The sequence below is a fragment of the Companilactobacillus heilongjiangensis genome (genome assembly GCF_000831645.3).
Taxonomy (GTDB): Bacteria; Bacillota; Bacilli; order Lactobacillales; family Lactobacillaceae; genus Companilactobacillus; species Companilactobacillus heilongjiangensis.
Genome location: NZ_CP012559.1, coordinates 110,855 through 127,478, shown reverse-complemented (window position 1 = coordinate 127,478; position 16,624 = coordinate 110,855). Strand labels below are relative to the sequence as shown.

The following is a 16,624-nucleotide window of genomic DNA, read 5'->3' as shown; positions in this document are numbered from 1 at the left end:
ATTGGGGGTAGCAATTTTGCTAACAAGTTATGTAATCGGTAAGGCCTCACTACTGACCAGCCTATTCTTCATCATGGGAGTCTTCATCGTCTTCCAGGTTTCTTTCGCTGGAATCAAAAAGATATTGAATTTCAACGACATTAATTTTGATGAATATACACTCCGGGCTATTTTGGGAATTATTTATATCCTTGTCATCCTGTTCACCCTACAAATTTCCGTTCGTGGACATTCGCACTCTTGGACATTCATTAATTTCCAATTAGTTGCGGTAATTTTCTACACGGTTATTCTCAATGTTCCATTCAAATTTCATCTATTTGCACCAATCGTTCTGGCTTTTATGGTATTCAATTCTGCCATAACTAGTTGGGAATCGTGGTGCTTAGGATTTATTCTGATTGCTTTTTTTTACACACTCAACTACATCAAAACTCATACCGATAAAAAATTTCCATATTTCTATTACTTAGGTTCCAGCATTTTCTTCGGTGCCGCCTATTGGTTCTTCGCTAAAATAAAGTTTGCCATCAGCTATCCAATCTTTTGGAAAGAGATTCTCTATTTAGCAGTCCTAGAAATATTCACTTTCGGCTATATTGCAACCTTGTTTGCGGACATCGAGTCCCGAACTGCCCTCTTTAGAGACGCTACTCACGATAAATTGACCTCAGCTTATAATTACGATGCCTTTGACATTGAATTACGTGAACTGTTTCGAAAAGTTAAAACTTCCGATACCAAATTTACCATGTTGATGTTCGATATCGACCACTTCAAGAGTATCAATGACACTTACGGACATCTTGCCGGCGATGCAGTCTTAAAGAACGTTGTCAGTATCGTCCAAACTGTTATCAGCCAGAATGATCCAAAGATAAAGTTATACCGAACCGGTGGCGAGGAATTCAACGTCATCTTTCCAAATTACGAATTAAACGACACCAAAAATATCATAGAAGAAATCTTTTCAGCTCTGAATCATTCAGAAACTGAATCCGGTGGCAAAATCATCCATTTAACCGTTTCAATGGGCGTTTCCGAAATGACCAAAGCAGATATTTTCAATCAACGATTTCTATTCCCGAGTTGACGAAGCACTGTATCATTCCAAACGTAATGGACGCCAAGAGATCACCGTTGAATAGAAAGCACAAAAAAAGCTAACAGACATAATCTGTTAGCTTTTTTATTTAGAATTATTTAGATTCTTTAGTGTCGCGACTCTTTAAGAAGTCAAGGACAGCTTGTGTGTTAGCGCGTTTTTCTGCACCATTTTTTTGGTTTACAGGACGGCGGTGGCCAGTCATACCTTTATGTGTATTTTGTGACATCTAAAAAACCCTCCTTCCCGTTATTACATTTAACTTATTTTATTAACCCTATTATTATAAGAGAATTCATCTTACATTTCAACTGTAAATTGATATTCATGTTAGATAACTTAAAAATTCCGTCTCCAGAGCTGAAAAGTATTTCGCCTGCTATGCGAAACGGCCCGAGCCACAGTGCGGTCTCGAACCTCGGTTGAAGCCTTTTCAAAGCCCGAAAAGTCTTCAACTAGCCCGGTGGTGTAACGGCTAAAGCCGTAACGCCACTTCCATAGCTGGTGAATACTTCTCAGCTCTTCCGACTAAGTTATTCTTTGAAATCAAGGCTAAAGCCGATCGATGAATTCCTTATTTATTCCCATTAAGCCGTAATTCATACCTAATTTAATCCCTTAAAATTAAGATAAAACAACGACCATTTTCAGAAAGTACTCTAATGAAGCAAATTATAACTCAACTGCCGAAAACCCTCTGTAAAACAGCCAACAATAAGCCGGAGGTCGGCAGTAATATATAGTCTGCGGTGCAGGTGGCGTTATGGCTTTAGCCATTACACCACGGGACGAGTTTGGATACTTGCCGAACTGTGGCAAGGATTCAAATCGAGGTGCGAGACCGCACTTTGGCTCGCACCGGTCCCCACCACAGAAATATATTACTGCCGACCGGAGGCACCCCAACAAAAAAACCAATCAATTACCGTCTTGATTGGCTCTTTTCGTATCAATTGTTCTAACTGATCAACTCAGCGACTAGTTTAAATCAGTAGCAGTACTTTCAGCCTTATCTGTTACAGGCTTTGATTCTTTAGAACTAACTGTTTCTTTGCTTTTATTGTGGACACGGAATGCCAAGATAAATCCAAAGACAGCTAATACTAATGTAAACATAAATCCGTAGTGAGCGCCATTAGTAAATGCTAATTTTGATGAATTTCCACCATCAGCGAAGTAGTTTGCTTGACCAGTACTCAACAAGATTGTTGCGATACCAGTTGCAACGGCACCGATAACTTGTTGGAAAGTATTGATAATAGCAGAACCATCAGCCGATTGATAAGCATCTAGTGAGTTCAATCCATATGTTTGTGATGGTGACATAGCTAAAGGAACACCAATCATCAAGACGATATGGGCAGCGATAATGTAACCTAGTGAACTGTTTTGGTTACTGAATAGGAACATAGCTGCACCAATGATTGAGACTAAGAAACCTAGGCGTGATAGTACTTTAGCACCGATTTTATCATAAGCACGACCGGCACCGAATGAAACGGCCGCATTGATAATACCACCCGGCAACATAACCATACCTGTTAGGGCAACAGCTACGCCTAAACCATTTTGTAAGTACATTGGCAACAAGTACATTGCTGACAATGTGATACCAAAGTTGATCATAACTAGCACAGAACCAGTTACAAATTCAGGGTTCTTCAAAACGGCGAAATCCAAAGTTGGTGTTTCAGCGTGCAATTGTTGTCTGATATAAACAACCAATAGCACTAGACCAACGACTAAGGAAATCAAAGCTAATGTGATACTTTTACTTAAATAACTAACTCCGAAGACGATTAAACCAAAACTAATAGTTGAAAGTGCAATAGCTAACCAGTCAACTTTTGGCTTAGTTACTTCAAAGACATTCGTCAAATTCTTTTCCATGATTACTAAACCAATCAATAAGAAAATGTTGAATGACCAGAAAATAAATCTCCATGATGATACTCCCAAGATAATACCGGAAATTGTAGGTCCGATAGCTGGGGCAAACATGATGACAAGAGCTGCCATACCAAGTGCTGCACCTAACTTATTAGGTGGGAAGATTCTCATCGCAATCGAGAACATCAATGGCAAGATAATACCTGTGGCAATACCTTGGATCATACGTCCGACTAATAACATTGGGAAGCTGATAGCAAGTGCTGCGATCACTGAACCCACGATGAAATCTAATATACCAAATCTAACTAATCCCCTAGTTGAGAAATGTTTTGTCAATAAACTTGAAAGTGGCAAGACGATGGCGATAACTAGCATGTAGCCAGTAACTAACCATTGAGCAGTACCTGTTTCAATATTAAAAGCTTTCATAATAGATGGAAGAGCAATATTCAATGAAGTTTCACTGAACATGCCGACGAATCCACCGATAAGAACACCCATTAGTGACAATAATGGATGAAGAGGTTTTGTATTAATTTTTTGAGCTTGACTCATAAGTTACCTCCAAATTGTTGCAACAGTGGATTAATATACCAGAAAAAATCCTTCTTCGTAAGTCTTTTCTGAAATTATTTTTTTATTTTCAATAAATTTGGTTATATTGCCGTCTCCGGTTGCCAGAAAAAATGAGCCTGCTGTGAGGACCGGCCCGAGCCAAAAAGCGGTCTCGAACCTCGGTTTTGAGCCGAAACCCACGTCTCAAAACACGTCCGTGGTGTAATTGCTAAAGCAATAACGCCACCTTCACTGCTGGCTCTTTTTTTCTGGCAACCTCCGACTAATTCAGCTTTTCATAACATGGTATCGAGACAACAAAAAAACTAGTCCCTTCTTATTTTATAGGGCTAGTTTTTGGGTAATTATTATGCATTGCATCTGTTACTAATCAAAATCCTAGTTATAATCTAAGCTCAAATAATCTGGATTATTAACCTAATAAAACAAATTAGTTGGAAGAGCTGAGAGTATTCCTTGGCCGCGCAGCAGATGAATACTCTCAGCTCTGGAAACGGCAAAACACGACACCCTTTATTCTGTGAAAAGTAAGTTCTTCCTTTGTAATCCATCGTTATACAAGTCTATCTGTGTAACGCCTCTAGTTAAGTCGCTGCCGCAGTTATAGCCTGTAACGTTCCCATAATTTAAGTGGATTCCAGCGTATGAACCCGAGAAATTATTATAGTGGTCATGACCCGCAAATAACGCTTTGACATTGTTTTGTTTTAGAATTTCATGGAAGAGTCCTGAGTTGAGGTCAGCTGAACAAACTGGCTCACCAAAAATACCAGTTATTCTCTCTGGATCAACTTTTCCATACTCTGGTAATGGCGTATGCATAAATCCAAGGTCAAATGTTTTGTGAGCATACGATTTGGATGTATCGACATACCAGTTGATTTGGTCAAGATCGATAGCTGCATAAAGGCTGACTTCTGGCCATTTTGAATATGCACCACTATCCCAGACAAAAATTTTATTCACTACTTCGCCGGTTGCTTTATCTAAAACTTCCAACATATAATTCTCATGTTCGCCAGACATAAAAATATGTGTTTTATCAGCCAAATGACTCAATTCTTTTTCAAAAGAACGAATATAAGCTCGACCGTAACGTCCTTCGGTATCGTGATTCCCATAAGTTATGGCTACTGGCGTTTCAAACTCGTTCAATAAATCGAAGAGAACTTGTAAACTCTTGTGCGGATCTTCGTTGTATTCGCCCCAAATCAAGTCCCCTGTTAACATCAGCAAATCAAACCGATTATTTTCCAAAACATTTCTTAACTGATCAATCATCTTTTCATCGGTTCTTTCCAAAGGATATTCTCCCATGTGAATATCGGTTAGTTGGCCTATTTTAAAAGCCTGACCCGCTTCAACATATAATTTCACTCATCTTACCTCACTTGATAATTACTTTCTGAAAACGAAATTATCAAACGATTATGTATTTTTTGTATATAAAATGGACCATTACCAGCGTTTTAGCTAAATGAGTTATTGGTAAAATTGATATTTTTATAGATTAATTTACGTTAATTCATCTTTAGCGTTTCCAAAACTTCAATTGGTACGAAAAACAGACAACGCACTTTTAACATGTATTAAATCTAAATATATTTATAAATTAAGTCCATTATCAAAAAAAGACTCTCCCAATAAGGATTGTCTGATTTTTTTATTACCTATTGATTGAACGAGCCATTCTAGCAATTGCATGTCTTTCGCCACGAATAGTTTTACTCAATGCATAAATATTTTCGATTGGTGATTGAATTCCCCACGCGGCATCTCCGATATGTTGAATATCAACACCTGCAATTTTATTACGAATGGCAATATTTTGAATAAAGCTGCTACCGGACCCTTCTTGACTAGTTCCAATTGTACTCATGACCAAAGCTCCACGACTGTGAGCCAATTTAACAATTTCTTTCAACTCAGCATCGTCAAAACCGGGAACCGTTCCAACAGCTGGAACCAAAATAACGTCAGCTCCAGCATCCAAGAATGCTTCAACTGATTCAGGACTGACAACAGCTTCGTCAACCCCAGCACCGTGCATTTTTCCGGCGATTACTAAACCAGAGAACACTTTTTTAGCCACTTTGATATTAGCAGCGATTTGTTTATTAGTTACCCCAGTTCCGGGATTACCAGTTAAAACTACGAAATTAAAGCCGAGTTTTTCGACTTCTTTTAAAGTTTTCTCACTAGCCATACGTCCTTCAGGAATAACCAAGCGGTCTTCAGCCATTTTGGCGTTAGGATCAACTGGCTCCAAATTAACACCAATTGGACGACCAACTAACTTTTGCAAACGGTGGATTGACTCCCCATCATGATGTGCTTTAGCCGTAGCCATAGTTTCTTCTCCGTCATAAAGTCCCAAAATTAGTGGATTCAACACATCCAAAGCATTCAATAAAATCAGATCTGCACCAAAAGCAGCCGCAATTTCTGAAGTTGTAATGCCATCCAAAGGTTCATGTACGACAACATTTTCACTCAAAACGACACGACCTTCACTGGCCTTGATACTTTGTTTCAATTCTGCACCATTCATTGCCAACATCTCACTTGAATTGGCACTAATTAAACGTTTAACCATTTATTTTTCTCCTTTGACTTGCAAACGATTACAAAACCACCATAGCATTTTTACGTAATTTCAGCCACAAAAAAAATGCGCTATTACACGCATTTGATTCTTTAATACCAAGCAGGCTTATCCCCGTCAGTATTAGGCTTGTTAACACCAATTGACTCGCGTTTAAACTTGTCAGGATCTTGGAAAATATCGACAACAACTTGAGCGATTGATCTTCTTGAAACTTCAGTTCCTTTGAAGGCTTCACCCTTTTGTGTCACTTCATAATCAACTTCTGGCTTGTCAGTCAACCAAGCTGGACGAATGATTGTGTAGTCAAGATCTGAATCTTCAATAACTTTAGCTGCAGCAGCGTATGTAGTGATGTAGTTACCCAAAGTCTTGTTGTTCCATTCACCGAATTTACCAGGTACTTCATCATAAATACCCAAAGTAGAAATCCAGACTAGACGTGTCTTCTTTTCGGCATGCATAGCTTCAACAACAGCCTTAGCTTCATCTTCAATATTGCCACCAGCTAAGTTTGCGTAAACCATATCAACGTCTGACATTGATTCGCTCAATGCGGCAACATCAGTAGCGTCACCCTCAACGGTTTCAACCAATTTGTGTGAATCAGCGAAATCCTTTAAACGTCCAGCATTTCTCAAATATAATCTTAAATCTGCATCAGTTGTATCAACAAAAATATGTTCAGCCAAACGAGCAATTTTCCCGTTAGCACCTAAAATTAAAACTTTAGCCATTTACTTTTCCCCCTGTATTAGTTTCTACAGTCCAATATAGGTGAGTTTTGAAATTAATACAAAGAATGTTTCTCGAGGGATTTAGAAAGAACTAAAAATTATAAATCTGGTTGGGGGGCCGCCTGAGGATGACAGTGATTTTTTGCCGCTATGAGGACCGGCGTGAGCCAAGGTCTCACACCTCGATTTGAAGCCTTGCCACAGTTCGGCAAGTCTCCAAATTCGCCCTGTGGTGTAACGGCTAAAGCCGTAACGCCACCTCCACAGCAGGCAAAAATCACTGTCATCCTCAGGCTAATGTATTGGTAAAATGTTTTGTATTTCTCATTTTGGATACATAAATAATACTGAATTATTAGGTATCTTCCTCCATCTTGTACCTTGGTGGAACTCAAAAAAGTACAAAAATCAGAACTAAATAATATTACGTATTAATACTAAATTATCAGACTATTAATAATTTGTTCTGTTGATCACTTTAAGACAATTCTATTCAAACTATTTGATAAATGAGTTATAGATTTAAGGGTTTCCTAAACATCCAGAAAACCTCTAGCCTCCGGGTGTCAGTAATGTAGACCGCAGTGAAAGTTGCGTTATAGCGGTGATTTTCCGCTATTACACAACTGACGTATTTTGAGATTTGCGTACTTTGCAAAGCTCAAAATCGAGGCGCGAGACCTTGGCTCGCACCGGTCTCACCGCAGGCTACATTACTGACGCCCGGAGGCGGCATCCTTCTACAATAAAAAGTTGTGAATAATTTTACAATCATTAAAGATAGAACAAATACATGATGTTATAATTATTGAGTAATACAATGCTCTAAGGAGGATCTTTTATGACGAGTGACGTGGCTCATTTGATTAAGGTTGCATCGAATGAAATTTCCCGTGGTATCAATACTTTTGCGGCTAAATATGGACTGACTGGTACTCAGGTACAGATTATTCATTACTTGGCTGACCACCATAATGTCGAGATTTATCAAAAAGATATTGAGAGAGAATTCAATATTCGCCGCTCTACTGCGACTAATATTTTGAAGACTATGGAAAAAGATGAATTAATTATTCGACGTAGCGTTAAAAGTGACTCGCGTTTGAAACGTATCGTTTTGTCTGACAAGTCTAAAGAGATGCAAGATGCTATCGATAAATTTATGACCGATAATGATCAGAAAATTCTCTCGACTTTAGGTACATTAGAACGGCATAGTTTTGTTCGCGCTCTCAAAAAGATTCCCTTAAAATTAAAAAAGTGAGGTAAGGATTTAATGACAAAAGTAATTATGGACTGTGATCCTGGTATTGATGATGCGATTGCTCTAACAGTTTTACTTGCACATCCCGAAAAAGCTGATTTGATGGGTGTTACTACCGTTGGTGGTAACGTTAAACTTGAATATGTTACACAAAATGCTAAGAAGCTACTAACATTTTTAGGCTCAAAGGCAGAACTTGCATCTGGTCAAGCATCCCCACTAGTAAAACCAATTGAAACTGCTGGTGAAATCCACGGTAAAACTGGTATGGAAGGTTATGACTTTCCCGAAAACAGTCTTGACTATCCTTTGACAAGCGACAACGCCGTAACATACATGTACGACCGCATTTCTAAGAGTGACGAAAAGGTCAACTTGGTTGCCACTGCTCCATTATCAAACGTTGCCCTTCTATTGAAGACTTTCCCAGACGTTAAGAAAAATATCGAACACATCTATATTATGGGTGGCTCAACTCTTCAAGGTAACATCACTCTAGCTGCCGAATTCAACGCTTACGTTGACCCAGAAGCTATGGATATCGTCTTCAACTCAGGATTGCCAATTACTTTATCAGGTCTAAACTTAACCGAAAACAAGGCTTATCTAACAATGGACGAAATCGGTAAGATTAAAGATCTCGGTCGCGTTGGTAAAATGGCCAGCTCCATCTTGGATTTCTACGCTTCAGCTGAATTAGCTAAAGGTATGACAAAGATTCCAATTCACGATGCCTGTGCCGTTATCAGTTTGATTGCTCCAGAATTATTCACTAAGAGCACAAACTATTCAATGGATGTTTGCCTAACTAACGACCAATATCGTGGTATGACATATCCCGACCGTCGTACAGATGCTCCACAAAAGAACAGTATCAAAGTTCTTGAAGATGTTGACCGTGAAGCATTTGTTAAATTCATTTTTGATTCATTAGCAAGCTACGACAAATAAATATTAAAAAATTCAATTGGTTATCAAATCTCACCAAATCCATAACTGATGCTTAGATACCGTCCTTTTGACTGGGGCGATATCTTTTTTTATACTCTTACGCAAGGGGGAACAAAACTTATGAGCAAAGAAAGACTTGTTGCATTCACAGATGCTGTATTAGCTATCGTCATTACCATATTAGTATTGGAACTGGATAAGCCCACACAAGTAACTTGGGCAGGAATTTTTGCACTCCGAGAAAATTATTTCGCATATACTACTTCATTTTTCTGGATTGGATTAATGTGGTTGTCACACCATAACGGTTGGCAAGAGGTTAAAAAAATTAATAGTTCGATTGTCATACTCTCGTTAGTAATGCTATTCTTCACATCATTTTTTCCATACACAACCAGCATTATGGCTTCACATTTCAACAATTCCGTTGCCCAAGCATTATATGGAATCAATGTAATTCTGGTTACTTTCAGTAATATAGCCATCTCACAGGCGCTCAACCATGCCAATAGACACCTTCACTTTGGATTATTATTTACGACACCAAATTGGGTCATGATCTTGAATTTACTGCTAAAGTTTATTGGTCTAATCATAACTTTAACAATTTACCCTCCAATGATGACTTGGGTTGTCATGTTTGATGTTGCCTTTTTATCAGTTATTATGTGGATTACGCGTAACAATGACCAGACAATTTGATTTAAAAAAATAGACTATGAATTCTACAATCAGAGTTAATCACTCCGATATTAATTAGGATTCATAGTCTATTTTTGTTTTATGTGAATTTTCGGCAATCTTTATACTGTGAAAACTTTTAAATGATACTTTACTATCATCTCAAATATCTTACCTTTTTTATTACTGTAAAATTTCTTTGATAATATCTAAACCTTCATTTAATTTATCATCATCCATAATCAATGGTGGCAACAAACGCAAAGTATTGTGCTTAGCTGACAATGTCAGTAAACCTTTATCCTGCAGTTTTGTTATCACTTCATTGACATCTAATGTCGTATCCAAATGAATCCCAATCATTAGACCCATTCCAGTTACCTCGGTCACAGATAATAATGGTAGAATTTCTGTCTCTAGTTTTTGCCAGACTTTAGCTGACTTAGCTTGAACCTCTGCCAAAAATTCTGGTGTTAATTGTTGTAAAACGCCTTGAGCAGATGCCATAGCTAACTTATTACCGCCAAAAGTTGTTCCATGTGACCCAGGGCCAAAGGCTCCGATCATTTCCTTTTTACCAATCATCGCGCCAATCGGAATACCGTTACCTAACGCTTTTGCCAAAGTGATGATATCAGGTTTCAACCCAAAGTTTTCAAAGGCAAATTTCTTACCCGTTCTGCCAATTCCACTTTGAACTTCATCAATAATCAGTAAAACGCCGTTATCATGGCAAGCTTGTTGAATATCGGTCAACCACTTCTGGTCAGCTACATAAACGCCGCCCTCACCTTGAATTACTTCAAGAATTACCGCTGCTAAATGCGAGTCAATCAATTCAAGCGCTTCGTTATCGTTATAGTCCGCAAATTCTACATCTGGAACTAATGGACCAAAGCCTTTTTGAATATCTGGATTACCGGTCAATGACATCGAACCATAACTCCGACCATGGAACCCGTTGTTGAATGCTAGAACTGCTGTTTTACCATTATATTTACGAGCCAACTTGAACGCAGCTTCGTTAGCTTCAGTACCTGAATTACAGAAGAAAGCTAACTGATCATCGTCACACAACATTGCGGCAACATCGTCTTGAATCTGACTTTCATACAAGTTAGAAATATGCCAAATTTTACCTAATTGATTTTGAACGTTACTTTGAATAATTTCATTGCTGTAACCAAAACTACAGACACCAATACCGCTAGTGAAATCCAAATAAGTTTTATCATGATTGTCGGTTAAATAGACATCCTCACCTTTAACTAAATCAAATGGGAAACGCGCGTACGTTGGGAATACATGTTCCATAATGAACCTCCAGAAATTTTTATTTTTCGACGTATTGGAACTGTGTTCCCGGTCGTCCTAAATCATTGGTGATAAAAGTTTGGTTAACGCCATTTCTCAAAGCATTGAATGAAGCCTTAATTTTGGGCATCATCCCTGATTTGATAATGTGTTGTTGGAATAAATCATCAGCCACTGTTTCCGTTAATTTGGGAACGACTTTACCAGAATTTAAAACTCCTGGCACATCTGTCAACAAAACTAACGATTCAGCGTGCAACTGAATGGCAATTGTCGCAGCAGCCATATCCGCATTGACGTTCAACCACTGGCCTTCATGGGTCTGGGCTAATGGTGCCAAAATTCCAATCTGATTCTGTAATTCTTCTTGCAACCATTTTTTATTAATTTTAGTAACCTGACCAACTTCGCCATATTCAGCTTGATTTAAATACTTGCCTTCTAACAAGTGATTATCACTGGCATTTAAGCCGATAACGGGCAAACCAGCATTACCGATAAATTGACAAAGTTTTGGTTGAACTAAGCCTAATAGAACCGCCTTGGTAACGTTCAAAGTTTCGTTATTCGTTACCCTGATACCGTTAATTTTCTTCACAGGCAACTGTAATTTCTCGCTCCATTGCGATATTTGTGGACCGCCACCATGGATAATCAAGATTTGTTTACCTTCGAGCCACCAGGTTTCCAGTTGCTTAAAGAAAGTCGTTGGTAACTGGTCGCTCGCATTGCCACCTATTTTTACAACAATCGTTTCCTTCATAATCTTCACCTCATACGTATTTTTTAATTAGCTTCTGTATGTGGCGTTGATTCGGACGTAATTGTAAGTTAAATCACAGCCCCAGGCCTGACCAGTCGCATTTCCGGAATGAAGATCAACCAAAATCGTAATCTTATTTTCGGATAAAGTCTGTTTCATAACTGCTTCGTCAAAATCAGCACTGTGACTGTCAGTAACGAGTGGTAAATCGTTCAACCAAACTGACGTGTGATCGACATCGACTTGAGCATTCGTCTGTCCAATAGCTGCGATAATCCGACCCCAGTTGGCATCTTCACCAAAAATTGCTGCTTTGACTAAGTTAGAACCGACAACTGCTTTAGCAACCTTCTGTGCATCAGCGTGGTTAGCCGCATTTTCAACGTTAACTTCGACCAATTTTGTTGAGCCCTCACCATCAGCTGCAATGTCCTGAGCCAATTGTGTTAAAACGGCGTTATAAGCATTTAGAAAAGTCTGTGCATTAGCACTATCGTCATTTTCAATCGGTTCATTTCCAGCTAGACCATTGGCCATCGTTACAACCATGTCATTAGTAGAAGTATCGCCGTCAACGGTAATCTGGTTAAAAGTTGAATCAACTTCTTGGCTCAACATTCCCTGCAAAGCTCCATCAGCAATCTTGGCATCAGTAACGACAAACCCAAGCATTGTTGCCATCTTTGGATGAATCATCCCTGAACCCTTACAAAAGCCACTAATAGTTACTGTCTGACCGTCTAACTCGATTTGAGTTGAGATAGTCTTAGTATGTTTATCGGTCGTCAGAACAGCTTCAGTTACGTAGAAATTATCCAACAGCTGTAATTTATCGACACCTTTTTTAATCAAATTCATTGGCAATGGTTCACCGATAACTCCGGTTGAGGCGACCCCAACTAAATCACTGTCAACAGCCATTTTTTCGGCTGCCCAAGCTTGCATTTGTAACGCATCAATCATGCCTTGCTTACCAGTTACGGAATTAGCATTGGCAGTGTTCATCACAATACCTTGTAAAAGATGTTCTTTATTAATTGTCTGTTTAGTTAATTTTGTGGGAGCAGCTTGGAATTGGTTGGTCGTATAAGTTCCAGCAGCTTGAGCAGGAACTTCTGAATAAAGCCAACCCATATCTTTTTTCTCAGGATTCTTACGCAATCCTACGTAAACTCCATCGGCTTTGTAACCCTTAGGCCATGTAAAAGGTACTACTTCATAAGTTTTTTCTTCTTCTTCGATAAATGATTGCATAAAAAAATCCTCCTAATTTATGGCAAGGTTGGAATTAAATCCAATCCTAGACCTGGCTCGTATTCAAACATTTGGTTAAAGTTTTGAATTGCTTGCCCGGCTGCACCTTTTAGGAGGTTATCAATTACACTGACTACGACAATTTGATGGGTAACAGGGTTTAATTGATAACCGATGTCACAGAAGTTAGTTCCGACAACTTGTTTAAGTGTTGGGAAAACTCCTTCAGTAGCATTCACAAAGGTATCAGCTGAGTAAGTTTGATTAAAGGACTTTCGGACATCCTCTTCAGTTATCTCAGGCCTTGCCTTGATGTAGCAACTGGCCATTATTCCACGTGTCAGTGGTAATAAAGTTGTTGTGAACTGAATATAAGGTACGTCATTGTCCCAAAGTTTTAATTGTTGAACGATTTCTGGAATATGTTGATGTTGATTTACCTTATACAGTTGCAGATTTTCATTTGTTTGGCTGAAATGAGTTAATTCACTCAATTTCTTTCCCGCACCGGATGTACCAGATTTGGCATCCACTACGATTGAAGTTGGATCAATCAGATGATTTTTAACTAATGGCGCTAAAGCTAAAATTGTCGCTGTAGCGTAGCATCCCGGGTTAGAAACATAAGTTACACCCTTTGAGCTAGTAAAATCAGCTAATCCATAATGTGACTTTTCAAGATACTTCATTTCTGGAGCATCCTTCTTATACCATTTTTTGTATACGTCACGTGACTTCAATCGAAAGTCTCCGGCTAGATCAATCACTGGAAAGTCCTTGTCAATAAACGGCTTGGCTAATTCAGTGGTAACACCAGCAGATGTTGCGAAAAATACCATTTGATTGTTCTTCATGATATCAGCAGGATCATAAGGCAAAATGTTAGCTCGTCGTCGTAGTTGAGGTAGGACCGATTCTAAAGATTTTATTTCCGATTGTGCATGCCCATAGAGGTTGACCGAATCAACTTCTGGGTGATGCAATAATAGTTCGTACAAGACGCTACCGCTATAACCAGTAACGCCGACAAGACCAACATTCATACGTATCATCCTTTCTTGACGTCTTTGTTCTACTTTTCGTTCGTAGAAATTAATAGTTAGAGTACGCCTGATTATTAGAAATAACAAGCATTTTTCTAATCAAATAATTATTTCTTTAATGTTGTTTTTGGTTGGAAATCGTTTCCAATATTGATAGATAAAGGTTAAAAACATTTAAAAAAAATCTTAATTATTGAAATTATTTTTTTATTGCCGCCTCCGGTTGTCAGTAATGCAGCCTGCTGTGCGACCGGTGCAAGCCAAGGTCTCGAACCTCGATTTTGAGCTTCGCAAAAACCGCGAATCTCAAAATACGTCGGTGGTGTAATAGCAGAAAACCGCTGCTATAACGCCACTTGCACTGCGGTCTGCATTACTGACAACCGAAGGCTAGGGTGTTTTTTTATCTGATGTTTGGTTGGAATCTTTTTAACTGTCAATTCAATAACTGAAATATTTTAAATTCAAAACTAACAGATAATTAACAGATAATTTGTTGCTCAAAATACTTATATATCAGTATTCTAAGTATGATTTGAATTTCAAGCTAACAGATAACTAGCAGTAATTAGCAGTAATTAGCAGTAAACTGACAGATAATTTGTTACTCAAAATCCTTATACATCAACATTCCAAGTATGCTTTGAATTCAAAACTAACAGATAACTAGCAGTAATTAGCAGTAAACTGACAGATAATTTGTTACTCAAAATCCTTATACATCAACATTCCAAGTATGCTATGAATTCAAAACTAACAGATAACTAGCAGTAAATTAACAGAAACACTAGCCAGGGATTGCCAGAGAATTTCACCCGCAATGGAGGTGGCGTTAGTGCTTTAGCACTTACACCACAGGACGAATTTTGAGACGCGAACTTCAGCTCAAAATCGAGGGTCGAGACCGCCCTTTGGCTCGAGCCGGTCCCATAGCAGGTGAAAATTCTCTGGCAATCCCCGGCGGCAGGCAAAGAACACAAAAAAAATACACCTTCATTTCTGAAGATGTATCTCATAAATGTATTATTTAATAATGCTTGTACCAAATTCTGGTTCGTAATATGAATTTGACTTCAAGTTCAATCCACCGTTCAAGTTAACATCAGAGATCCAAACCCAATCGTTTGTTCCAACTTGACCCCAATATGAACCATATTTGTTAACAACTAATTTACTAATTTTCCATGATGTATTAGCTGGTAAGCTTTGATCATATCTGTTAGTTGCTGTGTTATATGTTTGGATATTTTTCTTTGTTGTAGCAATCAAACCATTGCCAGGTGTTGGCATGCTTGAATTTGTATTGGTATTTGTTGTTGGTGTAGATGTTGTTGTATCGTCAGCAATATTTACATAGGCAACTGAAATATATTCGTTTGTAGCGATTTGATAGTACGTTTGCTTGTCATAATGTAAAATATCTCCACCAAGAATCCACTTACTACCTACTGGTACAGTTTTTCCAGTATTATCACCGTGACCATTTACGATATCGGTTGTAACTGTAACTGTTCCGGTCTTACCTGCATCTGTTGATCCAGACGTGATGTAACTACCATTTCCAGAATAGTCTGTATTGTTATTTGTAGTTGTTGAACTAGCAACTGACATATCGGCAAATGAGACCCATTCGTTAGTAGCAACTTGATAGAATGTTTGCTTGTCACGGTGCATAGCTTTTCCAAGTTTCCATGAACTATTAACTGGCAAAACAATTCCGGTATTTGTACCTTGATCGTTAACTACGGCAGCGACTTGAGTTATGGTACCAGTCTTGCCAAAGTTACCGTCTGTTTCAACATAATTATCGGCAGCAGTATTTGAGTTGTTATTGTCATTTTCACCATCAATGGTTACATCGAGTGATTGAATGTATTGATTATTTCCGACTTGGTAGTAAACCATACGGTTGGCATGCATTACTTCACCAATAACCCAACGGCTACCAGCTGGTAAAGAAGTTCCTGTTTCGTTACCATAACGGTCAACAATTCCTAACTTTTGATTAGCTGTAACAGTTTTTCCAGCATCGGGATTAGTATTATATGTGATGGCTGGTCCAAATTCAGGATCAACAGAGTTTGTTGCTCCAGTAACATTTGTAACAACTGAAGCTGGAATATACTCATTTGTACCAATTAAGTAATGAGCTACTCCGTTGATGGTTTCTTGTTGACCTAATTGCCACTTACTTCCACTTGGCAAAGTTTGACCTGTTTGTTTACCACTTGCGTTATAAACTGGCGTTGTAGTGGCGACAGTTCCCACAGCACTGGCATCCACTGTTTGTTGTGGTAGAGCATTCAAAGCAGCTGGTGCTAGCATGATGGCAACTGCTGATGCTACTAAAATATTATTTCTTTTTTTCATTATATCCATCTCCACTGAAGAATATTCTTACTTATATTCATGTTAAGTTTATAATTCATACATATAAG

Annotated in this window: 14 protein-coding genes; 4 read left to right on the top strand and 10 right to left on the bottom strand. The window is 38.4% G+C overall.

Going from position 1 to position 16,624, the window contains the following annotated elements; translation table 11 throughout:
• Positions 1 to 16 precede the first annotated feature (16 nt).
• Positions 17 to 1,093: a GGDEF domain-containing protein gene (locus JP39_RS00550; protein WP_048699173.1), complete on the top strand. Its 1,077-nt coding sequence runs from the start codon at positions 17 to 19 to the stop codon at positions 1,091 to 1,093.
• A 106-nt stretch (positions 1,094 to 1,199) separates the two neighbouring features.
• Here the strand turns inward: JP39_RS00550 and JP39_RS12790 are convergent, their stop codons facing one another.
• The 5 genes from JP39_RS12790 to JP39_RS00530 all read right to left on the bottom strand — a co-directional run bounded on the left by JP39_RS12790 (position 1,200) and on the right by JP39_RS00530 (position 6,916).
• Complete coding sequence (locus JP39_RS12790; RefSeq protein ID WP_010018183.1) at positions 1,200 to 1,334, bottom strand: hypothetical protein; 135 nt, start codon at positions 1,332 to 1,334, stop codon at positions 1,200 to 1,202.
• 749 nt (positions 1,335 to 2,083) lie between these two features.
• Positions 2,084 to 3,553 (bottom strand): MFS transporter, encoded by a 1,470-nt coding sequence (locus JP39_RS00545; protein ID WP_041499197.1) that lies wholly within the window; start codon positions 3,551 to 3,553, stop codon positions 2,084 to 2,086.
• A 534-nt stretch (positions 3,554 to 4,087) separates the two neighbouring features.
• Entirely contained in the window at positions 4,088 to 4,951 is an 864-nt protein-coding gene (locus JP39_RS00540; RefSeq protein ID WP_041499195.1) for a metallophosphoesterase, read from the bottom strand.
• A 289-nt stretch (positions 4,952 to 5,240) separates the two neighbouring features.
• Entirely contained in the window at positions 5,241 to 6,170 is a 930-nt protein-coding gene (locus JP39_RS00535) for a DUF7916 family protein (protein WP_041499194.1), read from the bottom strand.
• Positions 6,171 to 6,271: 101 nt separating this feature from the next.
• Positions 6,272 to 6,916, bottom strand: a complete 645-nt coding sequence (locus JP39_RS00530; RefSeq protein ID WP_041499193.1) for an SDR family oxidoreductase — start codon at positions 6,914 to 6,916, stop codon at positions 6,272 to 6,274.
• 841 nt (positions 6,917 to 7,757) lie between these two features.
• Between JP39_RS00530 and JP39_RS00525 the strand changes: the two genes are divergently transcribed.
• The 3 genes from JP39_RS00525 to JP39_RS00515 all read left to right on the top strand — a co-directional run bounded on the left by JP39_RS00525 (position 7,758) and on the right by JP39_RS00515 (position 9,833).
• A complete protein-coding gene (locus JP39_RS00525) occupies positions 7,758 to 8,180 on the top strand; it encodes a MarR family winged helix-turn-helix transcriptional regulator (protein WP_041499191.1) in 423 nt (140 codons plus the stop codon).
• A 12-nt stretch (positions 8,181 to 8,192) separates the two neighbouring features.
• A complete protein-coding gene (locus JP39_RS00520; protein ID WP_041499190.1) occupies positions 8,193 to 9,131 on the top strand; it encodes a nucleoside hydrolase in 939 nt (312 codons plus the stop codon).
• A gap of 120 nt (positions 9,132 to 9,251) precedes the next feature.
• Positions 9,252 to 9,833 carry a TMEM175 family protein gene (locus JP39_RS00515; RefSeq protein WP_041499189.1) on the top strand — a complete coding sequence of 194 codons (582 nt, stop codon included), beginning with the start codon at positions 9,252 to 9,254 and terminating at the stop codon, positions 9,831 to 9,833.
• Positions 9,834 to 9,995: 162 nt separating this feature from the next.
• Here the strand turns inward: JP39_RS00515 and JP39_RS00510 are convergent, their stop codons facing one another.
• The 5 genes from JP39_RS00510 to JP39_RS00490 form a co-directional block, all read right to left on the bottom strand.
• The gene (locus JP39_RS00510; protein ID WP_041499188.1) at positions 9,996 to 11,126 is read right to left on the bottom strand and encodes an acetylornithine transaminase; all 1,131 of its coding nucleotides are present in this window, start codon (positions 11,124 to 11,126) and stop codon (positions 9,996 to 9,998) included.
• A gap of 19 nt (positions 11,127 to 11,145) precedes the next feature.
• Positions 11,146 to 11,889 (bottom strand): acetylglutamate kinase, encoded by a 744-nt coding sequence (argB, locus tag JP39_RS00505; RefSeq protein WP_041499187.1) that lies wholly within the window; start codon positions 11,887 to 11,889, stop codon positions 11,146 to 11,148.
• A 27-nt stretch (positions 11,890 to 11,916) separates the two neighbouring features.
• Positions 11,917 to 13,143 (bottom strand): bifunctional glutamate N-acetyltransferase/amino-acid acetyltransferase ArgJ, encoded by a 1,227-nt coding sequence (gene argJ, locus JP39_RS00500; protein ID WP_048699170.1) that lies wholly within the window; start codon positions 13,141 to 13,143, stop codon positions 11,917 to 11,919.
• A 17-nt stretch (positions 13,144 to 13,160) separates the two neighbouring features.
• Positions 13,161 to 14,186 carry an N-acetyl-gamma-glutamyl-phosphate reductase gene (gene argC, locus JP39_RS00495; RefSeq protein ID WP_041499186.1) on the bottom strand — a complete coding sequence of 342 codons (1,026 nt, stop codon included), beginning with the start codon at positions 14,184 to 14,186 and terminating at the stop codon, positions 13,161 to 13,163.
• Positions 14,187 to 15,209: 1,023 nt separating this feature from the next.
• Positions 15,210 to 16,556, bottom strand: coding sequence for an SLAP domain-containing protein (locus tag JP39_RS00490; RefSeq protein WP_041499185.1), 1,347 nt, complete (start codon positions 16,554 to 16,556; stop codon positions 15,210 to 15,212).
• Positions 16,557 to 16,624 lie beyond the last annotated feature (68 nt).

What these genes read in the sequence shown, in the direction of transcription:
- JP39_RS12790 (WP_010018183.1), bottom strand. Translation starts at nt 1,334, where the DNA reads ATGTCACAAAATACACATAAAGGTATGACTGGCCACCGCCGTCCTGTA.
- JP39_RS00545 (WP_041499197.1), bottom strand. Translation starts at nt 3,553, where the DNA reads ATGAGTCAAGCTCAAAAAATTAATACAAAACCTCTTCATCCATTATTG.
- JP39_RS00535 (WP_041499194.1), bottom strand. Translation starts at nt 6,170, where the DNA reads ATGGTTAAACGTTTAATTAGTGCCAATTCAAGTGAGATGTTGGCAATG.
- JP39_RS00530 (WP_041499193.1), bottom strand. Translation starts at nt 6,916, where the DNA reads ATGGCTAAAGTTTTAATTTTAGGTGCTAACGGGAAAATTGCTCGTTTG.
- JP39_RS00525 (WP_041499191.1), top strand. Translation starts at nt 7,758, where the DNA reads ATGACGAGTGACGTGGCTCATTTGATTAAGGTTGCATCGAATGAAATT.
- JP39_RS00520 (WP_041499190.1), top strand. Translation starts at nt 8,193, where the DNA reads ATGACAAAAGTAATTATGGACTGTGATCCTGGTATTGATGATGCGATT.
- JP39_RS00515 (WP_041499189.1), top strand. Translation starts at nt 9,252, where the DNA reads ATGAGCAAAGAAAGACTTGTTGCATTCACAGATGCTGTATTAGCTATC.
- JP39_RS00510 (WP_041499188.1), bottom strand. Translation starts at nt 11,126, where the DNA reads ATGGAACATGTATTCCCAACGTACGCGCGTTTCCCATTTGATTTAGTT.
- argB (WP_041499187.1), bottom strand. Translation starts at nt 11,889, where the DNA reads ATGAAGGAAACGATTGTTGTAAAAATAGGTGGCAATGCGAGCGACCAG.
- argJ (WP_048699170.1), bottom strand. Translation starts at nt 13,143, where the DNA reads ATGCAATCATTTATCGAAGAAGAAGAAAAAACTTATGAAGTAGTACCT.
- argC (WP_041499186.1), bottom strand. Translation starts at nt 14,186, where the DNA reads ATGAATGTTGGTCTTGTCGGCGTTACTGGTTATAGCGGTAGCGTCTTG.
- JP39_RS00490 (WP_041499185.1), bottom strand. Translation starts at nt 16,556, where the DNA reads ATGAAAAAAAGAAATAATATTTTAGTAGCATCAGCAGTTGCCATCATG.